The 19702-nt window shown below is 37.6% G+C and carries 20 protein-coding genes and 2 other annotated features; all 20 genes read right to left on the bottom strand.

Annotation, left to right across the window (positions count from 1 at the left end; all coding sequences use genetic code 11):
* Positions 1–118: 118 nt before the first annotated feature.
* Entirely contained in the window at positions 119–1402 is a 1284-nt protein-coding gene (gene obgE / locus AC1Q8N_RS09215; protein ID WP_000497119.1) for a GTPase ObgE, read from the bottom strand.
* Positions 1402–1950: a sporulation initiation phosphotransferase B gene (locus tag AC1Q8N_RS09210; protein ID WP_001003578.1), complete on the bottom strand. Its 549-nt coding sequence runs from the start codon at positions 1948–1950 to the stop codon at positions 1402–1404. Before AC1Q8N_RS09210 ends, obgE begins: the two co-directional genes overlap by 1 nt.
* A gap of 63 nt (positions 1951–2013) precedes the next feature.
* Positions 2014–2304 carry a 50S ribosomal protein L27 gene (gene rpmA, locus AC1Q8N_RS09205; RefSeq protein WP_000944957.1) on the bottom strand — a complete coding sequence of 97 codons (291 nt, stop codon included), beginning with the start codon at positions 2302–2304 and terminating at the stop codon, positions 2014–2016.
* A 3-nt stretch (positions 2305–2307) separates the two neighbouring features.
* The gene (locus AC1Q8N_RS09200) at positions 2308–2652 is read right to left on the bottom strand and encodes a ribosomal-processing cysteine protease Prp (protein WP_001973720.1); all 345 of its coding nucleotides are present in this window, start codon (positions 2650–2652) and stop codon (positions 2308–2310) included.
* An 11-nt stretch (positions 2653–2663) separates the two neighbouring features.
* On the bottom strand, positions 2664–2972 hold the full coding sequence (rplU, locus tag AC1Q8N_RS09195) for a 50S ribosomal protein L21 (protein ID WP_000270907.1): 309 nt from the start codon (positions 2970–2972) through the stop codon (positions 2664–2666).
* 14 nt (positions 2973–2986) lie between these two features.
* Positions 2987–3064 (bottom strand) — a sequence feature (ribosomal protein L21 leader region).
* Between the two features lie 77 nt (positions 3065–3141).
* Positions 3142–4530, bottom strand: coding sequence for an Rne/Rng family ribonuclease (locus AC1Q8N_RS09190; protein WP_098642473.1), 1389 nt, complete (start codon positions 4528–4530; stop codon positions 3142–3144).
* Between the two features lie 67 nt (positions 4531–4597).
* A complete protein-coding gene (gene spoIVFB / locus AC1Q8N_RS09185; protein ID WP_000599080.1) occupies positions 4598–5458 on the bottom strand; it encodes a stage IV sporulation intramembrane metalloprotease SpoIVFB in 861 nt (286 codons plus the stop codon).
* A complete protein-coding gene (spoIVFA, locus tag AC1Q8N_RS09180) occupies positions 5451–6197 on the bottom strand; it encodes a stage IV sporulation protein SpoIVFA (protein ID WP_048541370.1) in 747 nt (248 codons plus the stop codon). The genes spoIVFB and spoIVFA overlap by 8 nt, the downstream gene beginning before the upstream one ends.
* Before the next feature lie 133 nt (positions 6198–6330).
* Positions 6331–7128, bottom strand: a complete 798-nt coding sequence (gene minD, locus AC1Q8N_RS09175) for a septum site-determining protein MinD (protein ID WP_000503312.1) — start codon at positions 7126–7128, stop codon at positions 6331–6333.
* 2 nt (positions 7129–7130) lie between these two features.
* On the bottom strand, positions 7131–7817 hold the full coding sequence (minC, locus tag AC1Q8N_RS09170; protein ID WP_000391511.1) for a septum site-determining protein MinC: 687 nt from the start codon (positions 7815–7817) through the stop codon (positions 7131–7133).
* Positions 7818–7852: 35 nt separating this feature from the next.
* Entirely contained in the window at positions 7853–8398 is a 546-nt protein-coding gene (mreD, locus tag AC1Q8N_RS09165; protein WP_000975755.1) for a rod shape-determining protein MreD, read from the bottom strand.
* A 14-nt stretch (positions 8399–8412) separates the two neighbouring features.
* On the bottom strand, positions 8413–9264 hold the full coding sequence (gene mreC, locus AC1Q8N_RS09160) for a rod shape-determining protein MreC (protein ID WP_493521171.1): 852 nt from the start codon (positions 9262–9264) through the stop codon (positions 8413–8415).
* 41 nt (positions 9265–9305) lie between these two features.
* Positions 9306–10325 carry a cell shape-determining protein MreB gene (mreB, locus tag AC1Q8N_RS09155; RefSeq protein ID WP_000466737.1) on the bottom strand — a complete coding sequence of 340 codons (1020 nt, stop codon included), beginning with the start codon at positions 10323–10325 and terminating at the stop codon, positions 9306–9308.
* Between the two features lie 157 nt (positions 10326–10482).
* Positions 10483–11160 carry a DNA repair protein RadC gene (radC, locus tag AC1Q8N_RS09150; protein WP_046958808.1) on the bottom strand — a complete coding sequence of 226 codons (678 nt, stop codon included), beginning with the start codon at positions 11158–11160 and terminating at the stop codon, positions 10483–10485.
* Positions 11161–11207: 47 nt separating this feature from the next.
* A complete protein-coding gene (locus AC1Q8N_RS09145; RefSeq protein ID WP_048541366.1) occupies positions 11208–11783 on the bottom strand; it encodes a Maf family protein in 576 nt (191 codons plus the stop codon).
* 220 nt (positions 11784–12003) lie between these two features.
* Positions 12004–12966: a stage II sporulation protein B gene (locus AC1Q8N_RS09140; protein ID WP_098642472.1), complete on the bottom strand. Its 963-nt coding sequence runs from the start codon at positions 12964–12966 to the stop codon at positions 12004–12006.
* Between the two features lie 165 nt (positions 12967–13131).
* The gene (locus AC1Q8N_RS09135; RefSeq protein ID WP_048541360.1) at positions 13132–14433 is read right to left on the bottom strand and encodes a bifunctional folylpolyglutamate synthase/dihydrofolate synthase; all 1302 of its coding nucleotides are present in this window, start codon (positions 14431–14433) and stop codon (positions 13132–13134) included.
* 92 nt (positions 14434–14525) lie between these two features.
* Complete coding sequence (locus tag AC1Q8N_RS09130) at positions 14526–17171, bottom strand: valine--tRNA ligase (RefSeq protein WP_493521170.1); 2646 nt, start codon at positions 17169–17171, stop codon at positions 14526–14528.
* A gap of 37 nt (positions 17172–17208) precedes the next feature.
* Positions 17209–17441, bottom strand: a binding site (T-box leader).
* Positions 17442–17612: 171 nt separating this feature from the next.
* A complete protein-coding gene (ysxE, locus tag AC1Q8N_RS09125) occupies positions 17613–18638 on the bottom strand; it encodes a spore coat protein YsxE (RefSeq protein ID WP_048541358.1) in 1026 nt (341 codons plus the stop codon).
* 62 nt (positions 18639–18700) lie between these two features.
* Positions 18701–19678 carry a stage VI sporulation protein D gene (gene spoVID, locus AC1Q8N_RS09120; RefSeq protein ID WP_048541357.1) on the bottom strand — a complete coding sequence of 326 codons (978 nt, stop codon included), beginning with the start codon at positions 19676–19678 and terminating at the stop codon, positions 18701–18703.
* Positions 19679–19702: the final 24 nt, after the last annotated feature.

Here is a 19702-nt window from a genome sequence, read left to right as displayed (position 1 = left end):
AAAATTCTTCCAAAGCTACTCCTTGTTCTATTATAAATTGAAAATTTAATTAGTGGGTATTTTTCCCTATATGAATCAGACATTTACAATAAAAAAAGACTGCCATATTTCGGCAGTCTTAATCGATAAATTCAAATTGATATTCAAGAATTTTTACAATATCTCCGTCTACTGCACCACGTGCACGAAGGGCTTCATCAATACCCATTCCACGCATTTGACGAGCAAATCGGCGTACAGATTCATCACGTGAGAAGTCTGTCATTTTGAATGTTTTCTCAATATCATAACCAGAAATAACAAATGTGCCATCACTTTCGCGTGTAATTTCAAAATTAGATTCAGATTCAAATTTGTACATTACACTTGCTTCAGATTCTTCTACATCATCGTACATTGGGAATTCTGGTGTTGTTTCTAATAAGTTCGCTACTTCAAATAGTAAGTCACGAACACCTTGTTTCGTTACAGCTGAGATTGGGAAAATTTTCACTTCGTCTCCCAATTTTTCTTTAAATGCTTGTAAGTTTTCTTCTGCACCTGGCATATCCATTTTGTTTGCGACAACAACTTGTGGACGCTCAGTTAAACGCATATTGTATTCTTTTAGTTCACTATTGATTGTTACATAATCTTCATATGGCTCACGGCCTTCTAAACCAGACATATCGATAACATGCACGATTACACGTGTACGCTCAATATGACGTAAGAATTGGTGTCCAAGTCCGACGCCGGCATGTGCACCTTCAATTAGTCCAGGAAGGTCAGCCATAACGAAGCTGCGGTTATCACCAGTTTCAACAACACCAAGATTCGGAACGATTGTTGTAAAGTGATACTCTGCAATTTTCGGACGCGCTGATGATACAACAGATAATAATGTAGATTTACCTACACTTGGGAATCCAACAAGTCCAACATCTGCTAGCACTTTAAGTTCTAGCGTGACATCACGTTCTTGACCTGGTTCACCGTTCTCAGCGATTTCTGGCGCTGGGTTCGTCGGTGTTGCGAAACGTGAGTTACCACGACCACCGCGGCCACCCTTTGCGATTACAGCTGTTTGTCCATGCGTTACTAAATCGGCAAGAATTTCACCTGTTTTTTCATCTTTTACTATTGTTCCCGGTGGAACCTTTACGATTAAATCTTCAGATTTACGACCATGCTGACCTTTACTCATTCCATGCTGACCACGATCAGCTTTGAAATGACGTTGGTAGCGGAAGTCCATTAATGTACGTAAGCCTTCCTCAACAACAAAAACAACATCTGCACCTTTACCACCGTCGCCACCTGCTGGGCCACCTTTAGGTACATACTTCTCACGACGATACGCAACCATTCCGTTACCACCGTCGCCGCCTTTTACATATATCTTGACCTGATCTACAAACATTATTTCACCACACTTTTTTCGATTGGTTGTAATATAACTGAGACTTCTTCGTCTCGTACTGTATAAGAAATGGAATACCATTTATTGTTTTGGTTCGCAAGCCAATTCTGTAGTTCTTCTACACTCGTTAGCTTACCACGAAAATCAAAAAAGAAACGAGCATTCTCCGCGTCACATTCAATTGTGATACAAACATAATTTTCAACATATACGTCTAAACTATGCTGAAGTATTGAGAAAAATTGATTCGTCCATATACATACAGTCTCATCTAAGTGAGATAAGTTATGTAATTTCCCTAATACTTCGTACTCCAATAAGCACGGCTGCTGTTTCCAATTATATGTTAAAATCCACTCTGAAAATAAAGGCATTGATAGCCCTATCAGATTGGATTCTTGTCTCGCTTCTTGGACAAAACGATCGATGAGACTATGAATCTCTTCCACTTTTCCAAGGGAAAGGTTTCCTTTCACCATCTGCATACGATTGAGCCAATCATGTCTTGAATGACGCAATGCATCTATAATTGTCCATTTTTCATTCATTTAGATACCCCTTAATATAGAAAAACTCTAACCTGCACTCAGGTTAGAGTTTTCCGTGAGTTCTTATGCTTCTTGAGCAACAGGATATACGCTCACTTGTTTGCGGTCACGGCCAAGACGCTCAAAGCGTACTACGCCGTCAACTTTCGCGTATAAAGTGTCATCGCCACCACGACCAACGTTAACACCTGGATAAATTTTTGTACCGCGTTGACGGTAAAGAATTGAACCACCTGAAACCGTTTGACCATCTGCGCGTTTAGCACCAAGACGTTTTGACTGAGAGTCACGACCGTTCTTTGTACTACCTACACCTTTCTTAGATGCGAAAAACTGAAGATCTAATCTTAACATACGTTACACCTCCTGCACTTTTTCTATTAAACGGATATACTTTCCGTAATCAAGTTCGATCGTCTTAAGCGAAACAACCAATCCTTCTAAAAGCGTTTGTGCTTTTTCTGCTGCATGAACGTCTAAATCATTAGGCAATTCATACGTTAAGAATCCGCCATCACTTCCGAGTTCAATAGTTGCCTGCACATTACAAAGTTCTTCCACTGCATTTATAGAACCAAACACAACCGCTGTAGTTCCAGCACAGACAAGATCTTGTCCATGTGGCGCATAATCGGCATGTCCAGTCATTTTAAATGATTGGATACTTCCTAATTTCGTGCGACTTATCGTAATTTTAATCATGTTAACCTGGATTAAGCGTTGATAGCTTCAACAACTAGCTTAGTGTAAGGTTGACGATGACCTTGTTTCTTACGATTGTTCTTTTTCGCTTTGTATTTGAAAACGATAATTTTCTTAGCGCGACCTTGTTTTTCAACTTTCGCAGTAACTGTTGCACCTTCTACAACTGGGCTACCAACTTTAACGTTTTCGCCACCAACGAAAAGAACTTTGTCAAAAGTAACAGTTTCACCAGCTTCAACATCTAATTTTTCAATGTAGATTGCTTGACCAGCTTCAACTTTAATTTGTTTTCCACCTGTTTCGATAATTGCGTACATACTTGCACCTCCTCTTAATTACTAAGACTCGCCAAAAACGAGGTAGACATAAATGTCTTTAGGGAACCTGTCTTGTGCGGTTGTAGCATATAGCCGTTTAGGTGCTATAAACTATAACATAAAGATGTTATCATGAATCATAGACGGTTGTCAATAAATGTTCTGCTAACTATTTTTTCCGTTCTACAATTTCTGTTTTACTTCCAAAACGAATAATTGCGTACTTTTCGATCATATCATCTTTGAAATAAATTTCAAATGGAATATTTTTTTGTAATTCTTTTTGCAAAAATTGTTTTTGCAACTTTTTAGGCGCAGCGATTAATACTGCCTCATCCTCTATATTTCCATATGTGATTAGCTCTCTCTCTAACTCATACGCAATTGTTTCATATGACATTACATACCCCGTCGCTTTGCAAGGTACACACTCTTCTAGTAATACGTCGCGTAAAGAATGTTTCTTACGTTTACGTGTCATCTCCAAAATCCCTAACTCTGTAAAACCGAGCACTCTTGTATATGTGCGATCATTTTGCATAGCAGCCATCAGACATTCTCTTACCTTTTCTTTATCTTCTCTTCTTTTCATATTAATAAAATCAATTAATATCATACCACCGATATCACGCAGTCTTAATTGACGTGCAATCTCTTCAGCTGCCACTTCATTTGTACGAAGGACTGTATCTTGTAAATTCTGTTTTCCAGTAAACTTGCCCGTATTCACATCAATTACAGTCATCGTCTCCATTTGTTCCACAATTAAATAAGCACCATTCGGGAGCCACACAATTTTTTGAAGTGCTTTCTCGATCTCACGCTCTATTCCAAAATGGTTAAACATTGAAGATCTTTCATTATAAAAAGATACTTTTTCTTTTCCGACCTTTTCTTCTAATTCTTTTACTATACTTCTTGTATCTACAACTACTTTTTCAATCGTTTCAATCGGATTCTCTTGGAATACACGATCTAAAAAGGTCGCCGGTCGATGAAGTAGTAACGGTGCCTTTCCTTGGCCCTCTTTTCTTTTTAGCTCTTCATATAACTGCTGTAAACTTTGCATTTCAGCTTGTATTTCTTCAATTTCTCCTTTTTCAGAAGCAGAGCGGAAAATATAACCTCCTGTCCCTTCTACCTCAATTTGGAGTAGCTGTTGCCTTCTTTTATTGTTTTTTATTTTCCGAGAAACCGCACGCATTTCATCATATGGCATATAAACGACATATTTCCCGGTAAATTCTACGTTCGCCGTCAATTTCGGCCCTTTCGTATCAATTGCCTCTTTCACAACTTGCACGAGTACTGCTTGCCCTTCATGTATACGATAAGAAGATGGTACATCATCGTATGAAAGGTACGCATGTTTTTCTAAACCGATGTTTACAAAAGCTGCGTTCATTCCAGCAATCGTTCTTACGATACGTCCAACATAAATATGCCCAACAATCTCTTGTTCTTCATTTCGTTTCCATAAAAACTCAACAATTTTTTTCTTCTCTTCAATTGCAACGCGTTTTTCCGATCCTGCATAGTTCATATATAACGTTTTCAAAATTCTTTCCTCACTTTATAATCTTCTTTGCTTTTACAATAATAAAAGGTTAGTGCTATCGTCAACACTAACCGATTAATTCTTCAACAGATGAAGTTGTTCGTTTTTCAGTAAAATACGCATAGAGTAATTCATTTTCATCCAATGTGTAATGTTCTTTATATTTTCCATGGACGATAATAGAGTGCTTATACCCTCTACGAAATTTTGTGAATATCTTATATAAATGATCTTCTGATTGCACTTCAATAGGTGCAATCTTTTCAATTCCTCTTTTGTTCCCATAATAACGTTCTAATAAAAAACGCATAAAGGCATACTGTCTTTGTTTCCACTCTTGATATAACGACACCGCTAAAAATATGAGTAGTACCCACATCATAATATTGTTACTATTCCAAAGTAACTGCCACACTAGTATTACACTAAAAAAAACACATGATAATTTCATCATCTTTTCATGTGCTTGTAAATAAGGAAAACGATATGATAATACGTTAAACAATACTTTTCCACCATCAAGCGGCCAAATAGGTAGTAAATTAAATGCTAAAATAATTATATTATTCCATATAAAGAAATAATATAAATCCGCACCCAGCCAACCAGCTTCAAAGACTATATAACCTACCACCATCATCCAAATATGTTGTATAGGCCCTGCAATTACAACAACAAGCTCCTCTTTCAATGACTTATTCCCATGCTCCTCAAGCTCAGCCACACCACCAAACGGTAAAAGTTGAATCTTTTTAATACGCCAATTGTAGTGTGCCGCCGCAAAGGCATGCCCAAGTTCATGGATAAGAACGATACAAAATAACAGTAGTAACTCTTTAAAACGTGCCGTAAAAATACCAATGACAATAATAACCCAAAACAACGGATGCACTGAAATCTTCGTTAAAACTTCTCTATATTTAATCAAATGAAATCACCTGAATCGGGTCAATAAATTTTTCATTCTTTTTTATCGCGAAATAAAACTTACCATTTTTATTATTCGCATCATTATTCACCGTTCCAATTTTTTGTTTCTTTGAAACGTAATCATATAATTTCACTGTCATGTCATTTAAATTCGCATACCACGATTCTGTTCCATCTGCATGCTGAATTTGAACCGTATTACCAAGTTCCTCTTTCTTGCCTGCAAAAACAACTAGCCCTTCATTCACTGACTCAACAGTTGCATTTATAGCTGTTTGAACAAATACACCTTGGCCATTTTTTTGAAACCCTTGCATCACCTTTCCAGAAGCAGGGATGGCATAATCTTTTTGCTGAATAGTTCCTTCTTTTTTCTCAGTAGGTGAATAAAATACGAGCGGTTTTCCAAACTGCTTTTCGTACCATTTCGCTACAGTAGCAAACTGAAATTCTTCTTTCATCACTTTTTCTGTAACAGCTTTAGCACCGTCGAAAGAAGAGGGTGCATTCTTATATAAAATAGCGACAGAAAGAACTAATATTGCTGATAACAAAAATTTGAAGAAAAATACTTCTTTTCGAAATAAAGGATGAATTTCCTTTTCTCCTTCTTCAATAAATACTGTTTCACTATCAAAATTCCCTCCAGCAAAATACTGCTCTTCCTCCATCCTTTCTTGCTCTGCCTTCCTTTTCGCAATCCGTTTTTTAATTTCTTCTACACGACTATTCTTCATACTGTCTCCTTTCTTTCGTTAAGCTAATTTAAATAGAAACAGTTGTATACAGTTTGTACATATGTATGAGCTAAGAAAGGAAGATATTCGTGTGAAGAAAAAAGAAAGCACTTCGCATATGTGCGAAGTGCTTTTAACGGATTCCAAAGAAGTTTTTCATCTTTGTAAATACCGATACCTTTTCTTGTCCAAATGCTTGCAATGGTACATTCTCACCCAACAAGCGTCTTGCAATATTACGATAAGCTAACGCTGCTTTTCCGCTCGGTTGCAACGCTACAGGTTCACCTGTATTTGTAGCACGAATAACTTCATCATCATCCTCGACAACACCAAGAAGCTCGATTGACAATGTACGTACGATTTCATCAACATCTAACATATCCTGCTCATGAAGCATATGACTACGCACACGATTAATAACAAGTTTTGGTGGTTCAATATCCTCTTTTTCTAAAAGCCCGATAATACGATCCGCATCGCGCATTGAGGATACTTCTGGCGTCGTAACAACGATTGCTTTATCCGCACCAGCTACCGCATTTTTAAATCCCTGCTCAATCCCCGCAGGACAATCAATTAATATGTAATCATAATCTTGACGTAATACTTGTATTAATTCATCCATTTGTTCAGGTGTTACCGCTGATTTATCACTCGTTTGTGCTGCAGGTAATAAATAAAGATCATCAAAACGCTTATCTTTAATAAGCGCCTGAGGTAAACGGCAACGCCCTTCAACGACATCAACAAGATCAAATACAATACGATTTTCCAGCCCCATTACTACGTCTAAGTTTCGAAGACCGATATCTGTGTCAATTAAGCACACTTTCTTTCCAGATAACGCCAGGGCTGTACCAATGTTCGCAGACGTTGTAGTTTTACCTACTCCGCCTTTTCCAGATGTAATTACTATTGCCTCTCCCACAGCTATACAATTCCCCTTTCTAACTTTGTTAAATTAGGTCTAAGATGAGTGAGAAGTTGCAGTCGATCGACAACAATGTGATTGTTCTCATTAATATACGCACATTCTGCCGCCTCCGCTCCGTCTTCTTTCTCTTCCGGAGCCCGCATTGCCACATCACTAATTCGAAGTTGCATCGGGTTCATATCAGATGCAGCGATTACGGCATCCGAATCCCCATAATACCCAGCATGCGCAATTCCTCTTAATGATCCTACGACAAAAATATTCCCCCCAGCGATAACCGTTCCGCCTGGATTAACATCTCCAATTAACAATAAATTTCCTTTTACATGTAAAACTTGTCCAGAGCGAACAATTTTGGAAATAGGGACAATTTCTGTTTCTTCTTTCCAAGCTATTGCTTCTGCTTTCGTTATAACATCACTTTCAATTGAATCCACAACAAGATTCTTTTTATTACGAATTAACGTACGAATCTCTTCTTGTTGGACTTCTGTTAAATAACGATTTCCCACTTTCACATGCACTTCAATTAAAGAGCGCCCATCACCATCATAGTAATGTGTAGAAAGCTTTTCATCCAGTTCCTCCAGTAATTCAGAGAATGAACAACAATCATCTAAATGAAGCGTTATTCCGTCTTTTGTCCCTTTTATTGTTACATTTTGTTGCTTTTTTTCTTCCACTAAAGTTCACCCCACCGATTCAATTCGACATAAAATTAGAAAATCCTTTTTTCTTTTTCTTCCATCGCTTTTGAAAGACGCACTAAATATCGTCTCAGTGGGAAACAAACTATCAATAAGAAAATTGCATTTAGCAATAAAGTAGACAGGAGACGATCTGTGAAAAAGACATACGCTGACATATGAGTACGTCCTAACAAAGTTAAAAATCCATACACATAATACTCTAGTGCTACAATGCTAGCTAGTACAATAGAAGCAACAATAAATAAATTCAATTGTAGTATCTTCATCACACTATAAACTAAATAAGCTAAAATCGGATACGCAAATATATATATACCGACAAGTTCTGTGTATACGGTATCAAATAAGAAACCAAATAAGAGTCCGTAATAAATCCCTTGAACCGGACTATAGTACACAGTAATAAAACATAATACAATTATAAAGAAATGAGGTGCTGCTATACCGTCTTTCCAAAAAACCTCTGTCGGAACAATAGTAGCAAACATATTTTCAAATAGAAAAACAAAAAGGAGCAAAAGAGGAAGAGCTGCTCTTTTTAAAATCTTCATCATCTCTTCTCCCCCTCCTAATCTAATGGCGCTGAAGGTATTGCACGTTTCGCAACCATAACATGCTCTACGTCATTCAAATCAGCGGCAGGTTTTACATAAGCTGTTTTTGTTAAACCGTATGGATCCGGCTGAACATCAACGATTGTTCCAATTACAAGACCTTTCGGGAAAATATCACCCAGTCCAGATGTTACAACTAATTGATCTTTCGCTACCTGAGCATCAGAGCCGATCTTTGTAAAAAGAAGTAAGTGCTTTTCTTTGTCGTAACCTTCAATCAATCCGAAGATTTTCTCATCACCTTGTACGATAGCAGAAACACGATTTGTTCGGCTCATAGAGCTTAGCAATTCTACTGATGATGTAAACTGAGATACACTTTTCACTCGTCCAACTAAACCTTGTGAAGTTACTACAGCCATATCTTTTTTAATTCCTTGCTGTGCCCCTTTATCAATTCCAACTAGATCGTACCATTTATCCGGGTTACGAGAACCGACAGTAGCTGGAATTTCAGTATAATCACTAGGCAACTCTTTTTTACCCGTTAACTCTTGTAACTTCTTTTTATCATCTTCTAATTGTTTTACTTTCCCTGATAGACCTGCATAATTATCTAATTTTGCTTTTAATTCTTTATTCTCTTCATACGTGCGCTTTACATCCTCTACATTTTCGAAGAATCCAGCTACGTATTTCGCTGGCTTTTGGAATACACGTTCTACAACACCGACAGTGTCTTTAACAAACTGCTCTGGCCATGTTAAACTGTTCCGTTCTTTCAATGAGATTCCAATCAATGCCACGAGAAGAATAATACTAACTAACAAAACAATTAATCTTTTGTTTAAGAAAAACTGTGGCACGTTCACACCCTCTTAATTTCATTGATTTTTATTTTGCAATATTATCGAGCAGCAGTTTTGAAAAGATCGATATTGTCTAATGCTTTACCCGTTCCAATTGCTACGCAATCTAATGGGTCTTCTGCAACAAGGACTGGCATATTTGTTTCTTCACTAATCACTTTATCTAAATTACGTAGTAATGCTCCGCCACCTGTTAATACGATACCACGGTCCATAATGTCTGCCGCTAATTCAGGTGGAGTTTTCTCTAACGTATTTTTAACAGATTCTACAATTGCATCTACTGTATCTTTTAATGCATCTGCAATTTCTTCTGGCTGAATTAGTACTGTTTTTGGTAAACCACTTACTAAATCACGACCGCGAATTTCCATAGGCTCGATACCTTCTGGCTCGCCTGCAGAACCGATTTCTAATTTTAATGCTTCAGCCGTTCTTTCACCAATCATTAAGTTATAGCTTTTCTTAATGTACTGAATGATTGAATCGTCCATATCATCACCAGCAACACGAACTGATTGACTTGTTACAATACCACCTAAAGAAATGATTGCAACTTCTGTTGTACCGCCACCGATATCAACAACCATACTACCAGTTGGTTCCCAAACAGGTAAGTTCGCACCAATTGCTGCTGCAAATGGTTCTTCGATTGGATAAGCATCACGAGCACCCGCTTGACGAGTCGCATCGATTACTGCACGTCTTTCTACAGCTGTAATACCAGAAGGTACACATACCATTACGTAAGGCTTACGTGAGAAGAATCCATTTGATTTTTGAGCTTGTTGAATGTAATATTTCATCATTGTTGCTGTCGTTTCGTAATCAGCAATTACACCGTCTTTCATCGGGCGAAGTGCCACAACGTTTCCTGGTGTACGACCAATCATTTGTTTTGCATCGCTACCTACAGCAACGATTTGTTTCGTATCAGTTTGTAACGCTACTACTGAAGGTTCACGTAAAACTACACCTTTTCCTTTTACATATACAAGCGTGTTCGCAGTTCCTAAATCTATTCCAAGATCGCGAGTAAAGCCACCAAATCCAAACATATTATTTATCTTCCTTTCTTGTTTTCACGGACTCATTTTTTCTTACTTTATATTATAAAAACAGTACGTTTTTTATATCTTTATCCTTTTTGTAGATAAATTTCTACAAAAAACTCATAAATCACATTATAAAACAAAATAAGTAAAAAGCATAGTCTTAAATATGACCTTTTTCCTTTAAACTCACGAATTTATGGTCACCTATTATAATATGGTCAAGCACTTCAATTCCGATAATCTGGCCGCATTCTACTAAGCGTTTCGTTACTTCAATATCCTCTCGGCTCGGCGTGGGGTCTCCTGAAGGGTGGTTATGAAGACATATGATAGAGGCTGCTGCGCGGCGGAACGCTTCTTTAAAAACTTCTCTTGGATGTACAATTGATGTGTTTAAACTTCCAATGAAAACCGTTTGCCTATGTATAACTTGATTTTTTGTGTTCAAATATAAACATACAAAATGCTCCTGTTGCAGGAAGCGCATTTCTTCCATCATATATCTCGCACAATCTTCTGGGCTTCGAATGCTGTATCTATTTTGATATTCTAAACGTACCATTCTTCTACCAAGTTCAAAAGCAGCTATAAGCTGGGCTGCCTTTGCAATCCCAACACCATGTATACTGACAAGCTCTTCTAACGTTGCATCTTTCAACATACGTAAACCATCAAAGTGATGTAAAATTTTATCTGATAACTTTAAAACTGTTTCTTCTTTAGAACCTGTTCTAAGTAACACAGCAAGAAGCTCCCGATTCGATAAACTTCCAGCTCCTTCTAACAATAAACGCTCCCGTGGCTGTTCTTCTTTGACAACATCACGAATACCGTTCATTTCTCCACCCCTTTTATTTGTTCTCTCAAAGAAAATCCCATGCAATTTTACGCATGGGTTACATCAATATTAAATTGTTTTAATTCCCGAACAAGACGTGAAATTGGTAACCCGACTACACTATAGTAGTCCCCTTGAATATGTTGAACAAAAATAGATCCTTTACCTTGAATTCCATAACTTCCTGCTTTATCAAGAGGTTCTTTTGATGCAACATATACGTCAATTTCCTCTTCTGTTAATTCCCAAAACGTAACTTCTGTACGCTCGTAAAAAGTGACTGTTTTGTCTTTTGCTATAATTGCAACACCAGTATACACTTCATGTGTTTTCCCTGATAATAATTGCAACATTTCTTTCGCCTCAGCCTCATTAGAAGGCTTTCCAAGAATACGCGATTCATATGTAACAATTGTGTCTGCACCTAACACAATGTAATCACTATTCTTTTCTGCTACCGCAGATGCTTTTTGCAGGGCGAGGGACATAACGATATCAGAAGGTGATGAGTACGCACCAATCGTCTCTTCTACTTCACTTACAATGATTTCAAATGGTACATCCGCTAACTCAAGCAGTTCCTTCCTGCGAGGTGATCCTGATGCTAAAATAATTTTTCTCATATTTTCTCCTTCCTTTCTCACATGAAGCAGAATCATTTACATCAATCGTATCAAAGGAATAGTTTGTCCACAAATGAAAGAAGTATTATTTTCTCTAAATAAAATAATACTTTTTACTAAAATACGATTATATTCCTACCATAGAGAAAGCACTTTGCTCTAAATTCAAAAGAAAAGAAAGAAGTACCTATACTTCTTCCTTCGTCACTTCATTATCCTATTATTTCACCTTTTGGGAAACAATTTTTTCATATGAAAGTATACCATCAATAATAACTTGATTTAATTTCGCCAAAGATTCCTTATCACCTTTTCCATCCTTCACTGTTTGCACAGCTATTGACGTATACATATACAATTTCTTTGCTTCTTCCTGCTTCATACTTTTCCCTTCTTTTTCAATTGCTTTCCACTCTTTTTCAATCGCACCTATATCTTTTGCATTACTTTTTCCACTAGCTTGTACGCTGGAAGCATATTTTGCTAAATGAGTATATAATGGCTGTACTTTTGTTAAAAATGCCCCAACTTCTTTATCATCTTTAAGTAATGCTTTATCTGTTATATCCCAGTTCTTTTTCAATACGGAGACATTATCATTTTTATACTGCATCATTAATTGATTTATGCCTTGTTCATCGCTAGCAATACCAACAACTAATGCATACTTATCACCGCTCAGTTTTAAAGCTGCAACGCCTCCATTACCTTTCCACTCTTCAAGAGCGGCCTGTCCCTTTTCTTCGGAAGAATAAATCCCTCCTTGCACAAAAAATAATTTCATTGGATCTAATGACGTTCCTGTCTGTGCTTTTTGTTTTTCCTCTTTTGGTGCCGGTGTTTGTTCTGCCGTTCCGCCCACCTTTGATTCTTCATTTCGCATCTGCTTCGAAGCTGTTACTTCGCTTCCCCCTGTCGCACCTTGTCCTTTAAGTAACTGTAGCATTCCCATCCCAAAAGCCGTACCAATAACAATCGCAGTTGCAACGATTGCAATTAACGTATTGCTCCACTTCTTTCGTTTTTTTTCCTTAGACACCAATTTCGCTTTTTGAAACGGAACAACGTTTTTCGGTCTTTCACTTTCTACTACCATCCATTCAAATTCATCTTTCTTCTTCTCCTCATATTTCGCTTCGGTTCCATTCACTTTCACTGAGATCGTTCGTGATTGCTTGTCCATACACTCACACCTCACCTCTTATCGTTGTCCGCATCATATCATATTCATTTCACAAAAAAACGAGATATTTGTCAGAGGAATTCGCCAAATAACCCTATATATTTATCTTATATGTATGCATTTGACTTCATTTGTAGAACAAAAAAACTAGATAGCAAAGACTATCTAGTTTTTCTCGCAAATATATTTTCGAACTTCCGAAATGAAATAAAGAGAACCTGTTATGATAAAAACATCATTTTCTCCAATCATTTCAACCTTCGTATCAATTGCCTCTTTCCAATTTTCAAAAACTAGTTTTGACTCTTTCTTTGAATACGATGCAAGCTTGTCAGCAGAAATAGCACGATCAAAGGCGAATGTTGTAAAAATAATTTCATCGGCAATGGTTTCTAATTGATCTACCATATTATGCAATTGTTTATCACCTAGGGCAGTAAATAAAACTATTACATTTTTATTTTTGTAATGTGATTCTACTGTTTTCACAAGACTTTCGATACCTTCTGGGTTATGGGCACCATCTATAATAATATCTGGATTGCTTTGCAGTTTTTCAAATCGCCCAATCCAATACGCTTCCTGTAATCCAGTTCTTATTTCTTCTTCCTCAATTAAAAATGATAAGTATGTTTTGACATACATGACTGCCATAAGTGCAAGTGCTGCGTTTCCTACTTGGTGAACACCTTTCATTGAGATTCGCACATCTTCAAAGGTGGCGAAAGGACAAATGAAATCGAACTGTTCTCCATCTTCGCCAGACTGTTTATGTAACACTGTAAAATGCTTGCCCATCTCGTATAAGTTTGCATGATTTTCCTTTGCAACTTTTTGAATGACTTGCAATGCTTCCTCATCTCGTACACCAGTAATAACCGGAACACCAGACTTAATAATCCCCGCCTTTTCATATGCAATTTCTCCTAGTGTATTCCCTAAAATATGCATATGATCGTGGCCGATATTTGTAATAATCGTGAGAACAGGATGAATAACATTCGTAGAATCAAAACGCCCTCCAAGCCCTGTTTCAAATAAAACAACATCACAGAAATTAACTTTACCGAAATAACAAATTGCCATAACAGTAATAATTTCAAACTCAGTCGCTTCCCCTAAATCTGTCCCATCTAGTTTTTCAACGACTGGCTTTACCATCTTTACAAGTTCAGTAATCTCTTCATCTGCAATTGGTGTCCCGTTCACACTAATACGTTCGTTAAATGTTTCAATATATGGAGAGGTAAATGTTCCTACCTTATATTTTGCATCTTCTAACATGTAGCGCATATATGTTAACGTTGAACCTTTTCCATTTGTACCAGCAAGATGAACACATTTTATGTGACGCTCTGGATTTCCGAGCTCTTCTAGCATCCATCTCATTCTTTCTAATCCTGGTTTAATACCAAACTTCAATCGGCTATGAATCCACCCTATCGCTTCTTCGTATGTATGTATCACGTATGCTTTCCCCTTTCAAAAGACAACCTTCATACTCCTATTATACGCAAAGAAAAGAGACTCACCAATATAGTGAGCCTCTAAAAAATATTTTACTTTTCAAGATCTGCTAGACGTTGGCGAACTGCTTCACGTTTTTCTAGGTAGTCTTGCTCTTTCGCACGCTCTCCGTCAATAACTGCTGCAGGAGCTTTCGCTACGAAACCTTGGTTTGAAAGTTTCTTCTGTACACGTTCTACTTCTTTGTCGAACTTCTCAAATTCTTTCTCAAGACGTGCTCTCTCTTCATCAAGATTGATAAGATCAGCTAACGGTAAGAATAACTCTGCACCTGATACGATTGCAGTCATTGCTTTTTCTGGTGCTTGTAAATCCGTTTGAATTATTAATTCGCTTGGGTTACAGAAACGCTCAATGTAAGAGCTGTTTTTCGTAAGTTGAGCAAGTACAGCCTCATCTTTTGCTTTAATTTGCATTTGAACTTTTTTGCTCATTGGCGTATTAACTTCTGCACGGATGTTACGAACAGAGCGAATGATATCAACTAGAAGGTGCATTTCTGCCGCAGCTTCTGTATCTTGTAAATCTTCGCGAACTGTTGGCCATGCTGCTACTGTAATAGATTCGCCTTCATGCGGTAAATGTTGCCAAATCTTCTCTGTTACGAATGGCATGAATGGGTGTAATAGACGCATTGTTTGGTCTAATACGTAAGCTAAAATAGAACGAGTTGTTTTCTTAGCTGCTTCATCTTCACCATATAGTGGCAGTTTCGCCATTTCAATGTACCAGTCACAGAAATCGTCCCAAATGAAGTTGTATAATGAACGACCAGCTTCACCGAACTCATATTTATCCATGTTACGCGTTACGCTTTCGATTGTTTCGTTTAAGCGAGTTAAAATCCACTTATCCGCAACTGATTTTTCCCCAGTTAAATCGATTTCTTCATACTTCATATCATCCATGTTCATTAATACGAAACGTGATGCGTTCCAAATTTTATTAATGAAGTTCCAAGTAGACTCTACTTTTTCCATACTGAAACGTAAATCTTGACCTGGTGCGCTTCCTGTTGATAAGAAATAGCGCATTGCATCTGCACCGTACTTCTCGATAACATCCATTGGATCAATACCGTTACCAAGAGATTTACTCATTTTACGTCCTTGCTCATCACGAACTAAACCGTGAATTAATACATCTTTAAACGGACGCTCGCCTGTAAACTCTAAACCTTGGAAAATCATACGAGATACCCAGAAGAAGATGATGTCATAACCCGTTACTAGTGCATCTGTTGAATAGTAACGTTTGAAGTCTGCTGAATCTTCATCCGGCCAGCCAAGTGTTGAGAACGGCCATAACGCTGAACTGAACCATGTATCCAGTACGTCGTTATCTTGATTCCAGTTTTCAATATCTGCTGGCTCTTCTGTACCTACGTATACTTCACCAGTTTCTTTATGATACCAAGCTGGAATGCGGTGTCCCCACCATAATTGACGAGAAATACACCAGTCGTGAATGTTTTCCATCCAGCGTAAATATGTGTTTTCGAAACGCTCTGGTACGAACGTTACTTTCTCTTCTTCTTTTTGTTGAAGCTCTACTGCCTTCTCAGCAAGTGGAGCCATTTTTACGAACCATTGTGTTGATAAGTAAGGCTCAACAACTGCACCACTACGCTCACTATGACCTACTGAATGCATATGAGGCTCAATTTCTACTAATACGCCCGCTTCTTGTAAGTCCTTCACTAACGCTTTACGGCATTCGAAACGATCCATACCGTTATACTTACCAGCTTTTTCGTTCATTGATCCGTCTTCGTCCATTACTAAGATACGTGGTAAGTCATGACGGTTACCTACTTCAAAGTCATTCGGGTCATGAGCTGGTGTAATTTTTACAACGCCTGTTCCGAAATCTTTTTCTACGTACTCATCAGCAATAATCGGAATCTCACGGCCTACGATTGGAAGTGTAACTGTTTTTCCGATTAAATGTTTGTAACGATCGTCTTCTGGATGAACCGCTACTGCTGTATCACCAAGCATCGTTTCTGGACGAGTAGTCGCAAGACGAATATGACCAGAACCATCTGTTAACGGATAGTTCATATGGTAGAATGCACCTTGAACTTCTTTATGAATTACTTCAATATCAGAAAGAGCTGTGCGTGTTGCTGGGTCCCAGTTGATAATATATTCACCGCGGTAAATTAAGCCTTTTTCGTATAATTGAACGAATACTTTATTAACCGCATCAGATAAACCTTCATCTAATGTGAAACGTTCGCGAGAATAGTCTAGTCCTAAACCAACTTTCCCCCATTGTTGACGAATGTGAGACGCGTATTCCTCTTTCCATTCCCAAGCTTTTTCAAGGAATTTCTCACGGCCAAGATCGTAACGTGAAATACCTTCTTCACGAAGTTTTCCTTCTACTTTCGCTTGTGTTGCGATACCCGCATGGTCCATTCCTGGAAGCCATAATACATCGTAACCTTGCATACGCTTCGTACGAGTTAAAATATCTTGAAGAGTTGTATCCCAAGCATGACCTAAGTGTAACTTACCAGTTACGTTCGGAGGTGGAATTACAATTGTGTATGGTTGTTTCTTCTCATCTCCTGTTGCTTCGAAATATTTGCCTTCAAGCCACCATTGATAAAGGCCTTCTTCAACGGACATATGATCATATTTAGTTGGTAAATTCTTTTCCGTATTTGACATTATTTTCCCTCCTTAAAATAAAAAATGCCCCTCATCCAAAAAGGACGAGGGACATCGCGGTACCACCTTTATTTACAAACAAATTCAGGAATTTGCTTATACTCTTAATTTGATAACGGACAAATCCGTCTTTTCCTAATAAGAACTATTCCGTTCAGAAAAGATGCTCCAGGGCTACCTTCTAACATAACTATCTAGAGAATCTCCCAGCTAATGATTCTCCTCTCTGAAGACGTTTCTTGTTATACTCTTCCCCTTCAAGGCATTTATATGATTGTTAATTATTATATACAATAGTGTAAAAAACGAAACCCTATTCGTCAAGATAAATTTAATACTACGGCTTTTTGGGCAAAAAAAGAAGATAAGTAGCATCCTCTACTTATCTTCTTTATCCCGCTATTTGCGGGCAGTAAGACCCCCACTGATTAAAGTTTCACTTTATCCGTTCCCTTGCTGGGCAGCTTGTAATTGCGAAAGGAAATATTCTATATTGCTAACGAGCCAATGCGATTGTTGTAAGCTCTTTACTCCGAGAAGTTCATTTTCCTTATTGCGACTCCCTCTTCTTTTCTTATAAGACTGGATTTGCCGAATAAATTGCGATGGATACGTCATATACGCAAACATGAGTAGTTGCTCTTCTTTCGTAAAAGGGAAATTTTTTTGGTACATTTGATACCATTCAAACCGATCACTTCGCGCAATTGGATACGTATTTAAAGACCGAGAATAAAACCCTACTATATCTTGCACCGGTGTGGCAAACTTCGATTTTTCTAAACTAATAAAATAGCCATTCCGTTCATAATCAAATAAGAAATGATTAAGCGATACGTTACCATGTACAAAAGTAATACGTGTTTTTTCTTTTTCTTTCATCGCATCGTTCCACTCAGTTAATTGCTTCATTGCAAACTCACGCGCCCTCATTACATGATGATAGTACGTACAATATTGCAATTCAAACGGAGACATATACCACTTCGCTTCAGATTCTACGAGAAACTCTTCTAACATCTCACCATCATTCTCCCAGCGATCGGATATATTTGTATAATGTTTTTCTAAATCTTCTTCTGTATACGTTTCTTCTTTCACCGTTTTTTGATGTAACGTCCCGAGAGTTTGAAACATTTTATGGTATTGATCATTATCCTCGCCATTGCCTTCCGCACGTTCTAACCAAGGCATTAAATAATAATTATACGTCCCGTCACTTAAAATATAATTTCCATCCGTCGCATGGTATATAGGTACATAATTTGAAAAACCGTTCTCCTTCAAATATTGAATATGGTGCAAAAAGTTATTCCGCTCTAACTTCCCGTCTTCTATTTTCTTGAGCGCATACGGACCTTGATTCGTGTAAATTTTCGTTACACTTCCGTGCTCTTCCATATGCTGTGTATCCAATCTATATTGCCTTACAATGGGTTCATAGCGATTTCGTAATTCAATATCCATACGAATAACCCTTTCTATTCAAAACATTGCCTTTAGGAAAATAAGTGAGTGAAAACACTCACTTATTTCGCTTTTGCCCTTGAAACAGGAATATAAATAATTTGTCCCGCAGTTAAATATATATCTTCTGTTTGATTGACACGATATAAGTTTTGTACAGACGTTTCATAACGGTCTGCAACAGATTCGATTGTATCCCCTTCTTGCACGAAATACATTCTTAACTTTGTAAATTCTTCTTCCGGTTCTTTCGTAAATATTTTCGTTAAATAAAGTGCATTTTCATCTCGCTGTGAATACGTTTCTTCTTCTTGCTCTTCTTGTTTTTTCGCTTTTTCTTTCTTGAAATCTTTTCTTCCGAACAATTCAAATTGTGGCGTTGATTCTTTCTCCTCTTCACGCTCCACAAATTCATGTTCTTCTATTTCCTCTTCCTCTACTTCCTGCTCTTTTCTTTCCTCTAGTTGAAACGGTTCAAATGCGTAATCTTCCCACTCATCTGATTCCTTATAGACTGGTTCTTCTACGTGCATGGCGGGTCTATTTTCATCTTCTTGTGCGGAATCAGCCTCTAACTCAGCATACGCTGTTTCTTCCTCTTCATCCTCGATTCTTTCTTCATCACATAAACCAGTGATAGATATATCCGCTAATAATTGTAAGCAACCATTTTCCTTTAATTCATAATCAAACTCCTCAATAGATACATATAGTTCTTCAATTACTTTCACACGGTTTCTCGGAATTGATATTTCAAGCGGAAAGGAATGAACAAGTTCATTAACCCCATCTTCCCTTGTTTCTACATAATCAATCGACTTCGCTGGCGATAAATCTCTTAATGAATAAGCCGAATCATCTTGCCGCGCAACGTACTCTCCCGTTAAATCTAATTGCCCTCTCACGATAACTTCATGATCAAGCTCTTCTATCTCAACGTCTGGATCTAACGAAATTGACAAAAGTTCTTCGACTTCCTGTCCTTTTTGGAACCAAACAGATTCTTTTAATGAAAAACGTAATGAATGATCTGTTGCCACTTCTTTTCCCCCTCCCAAACTATA

Source organism: Bacillus sp. GW823-FHT06B01, assembly GCF_058952315.1.
This window is presented reverse-complemented; position numbering and strand designations above follow the sequence as displayed.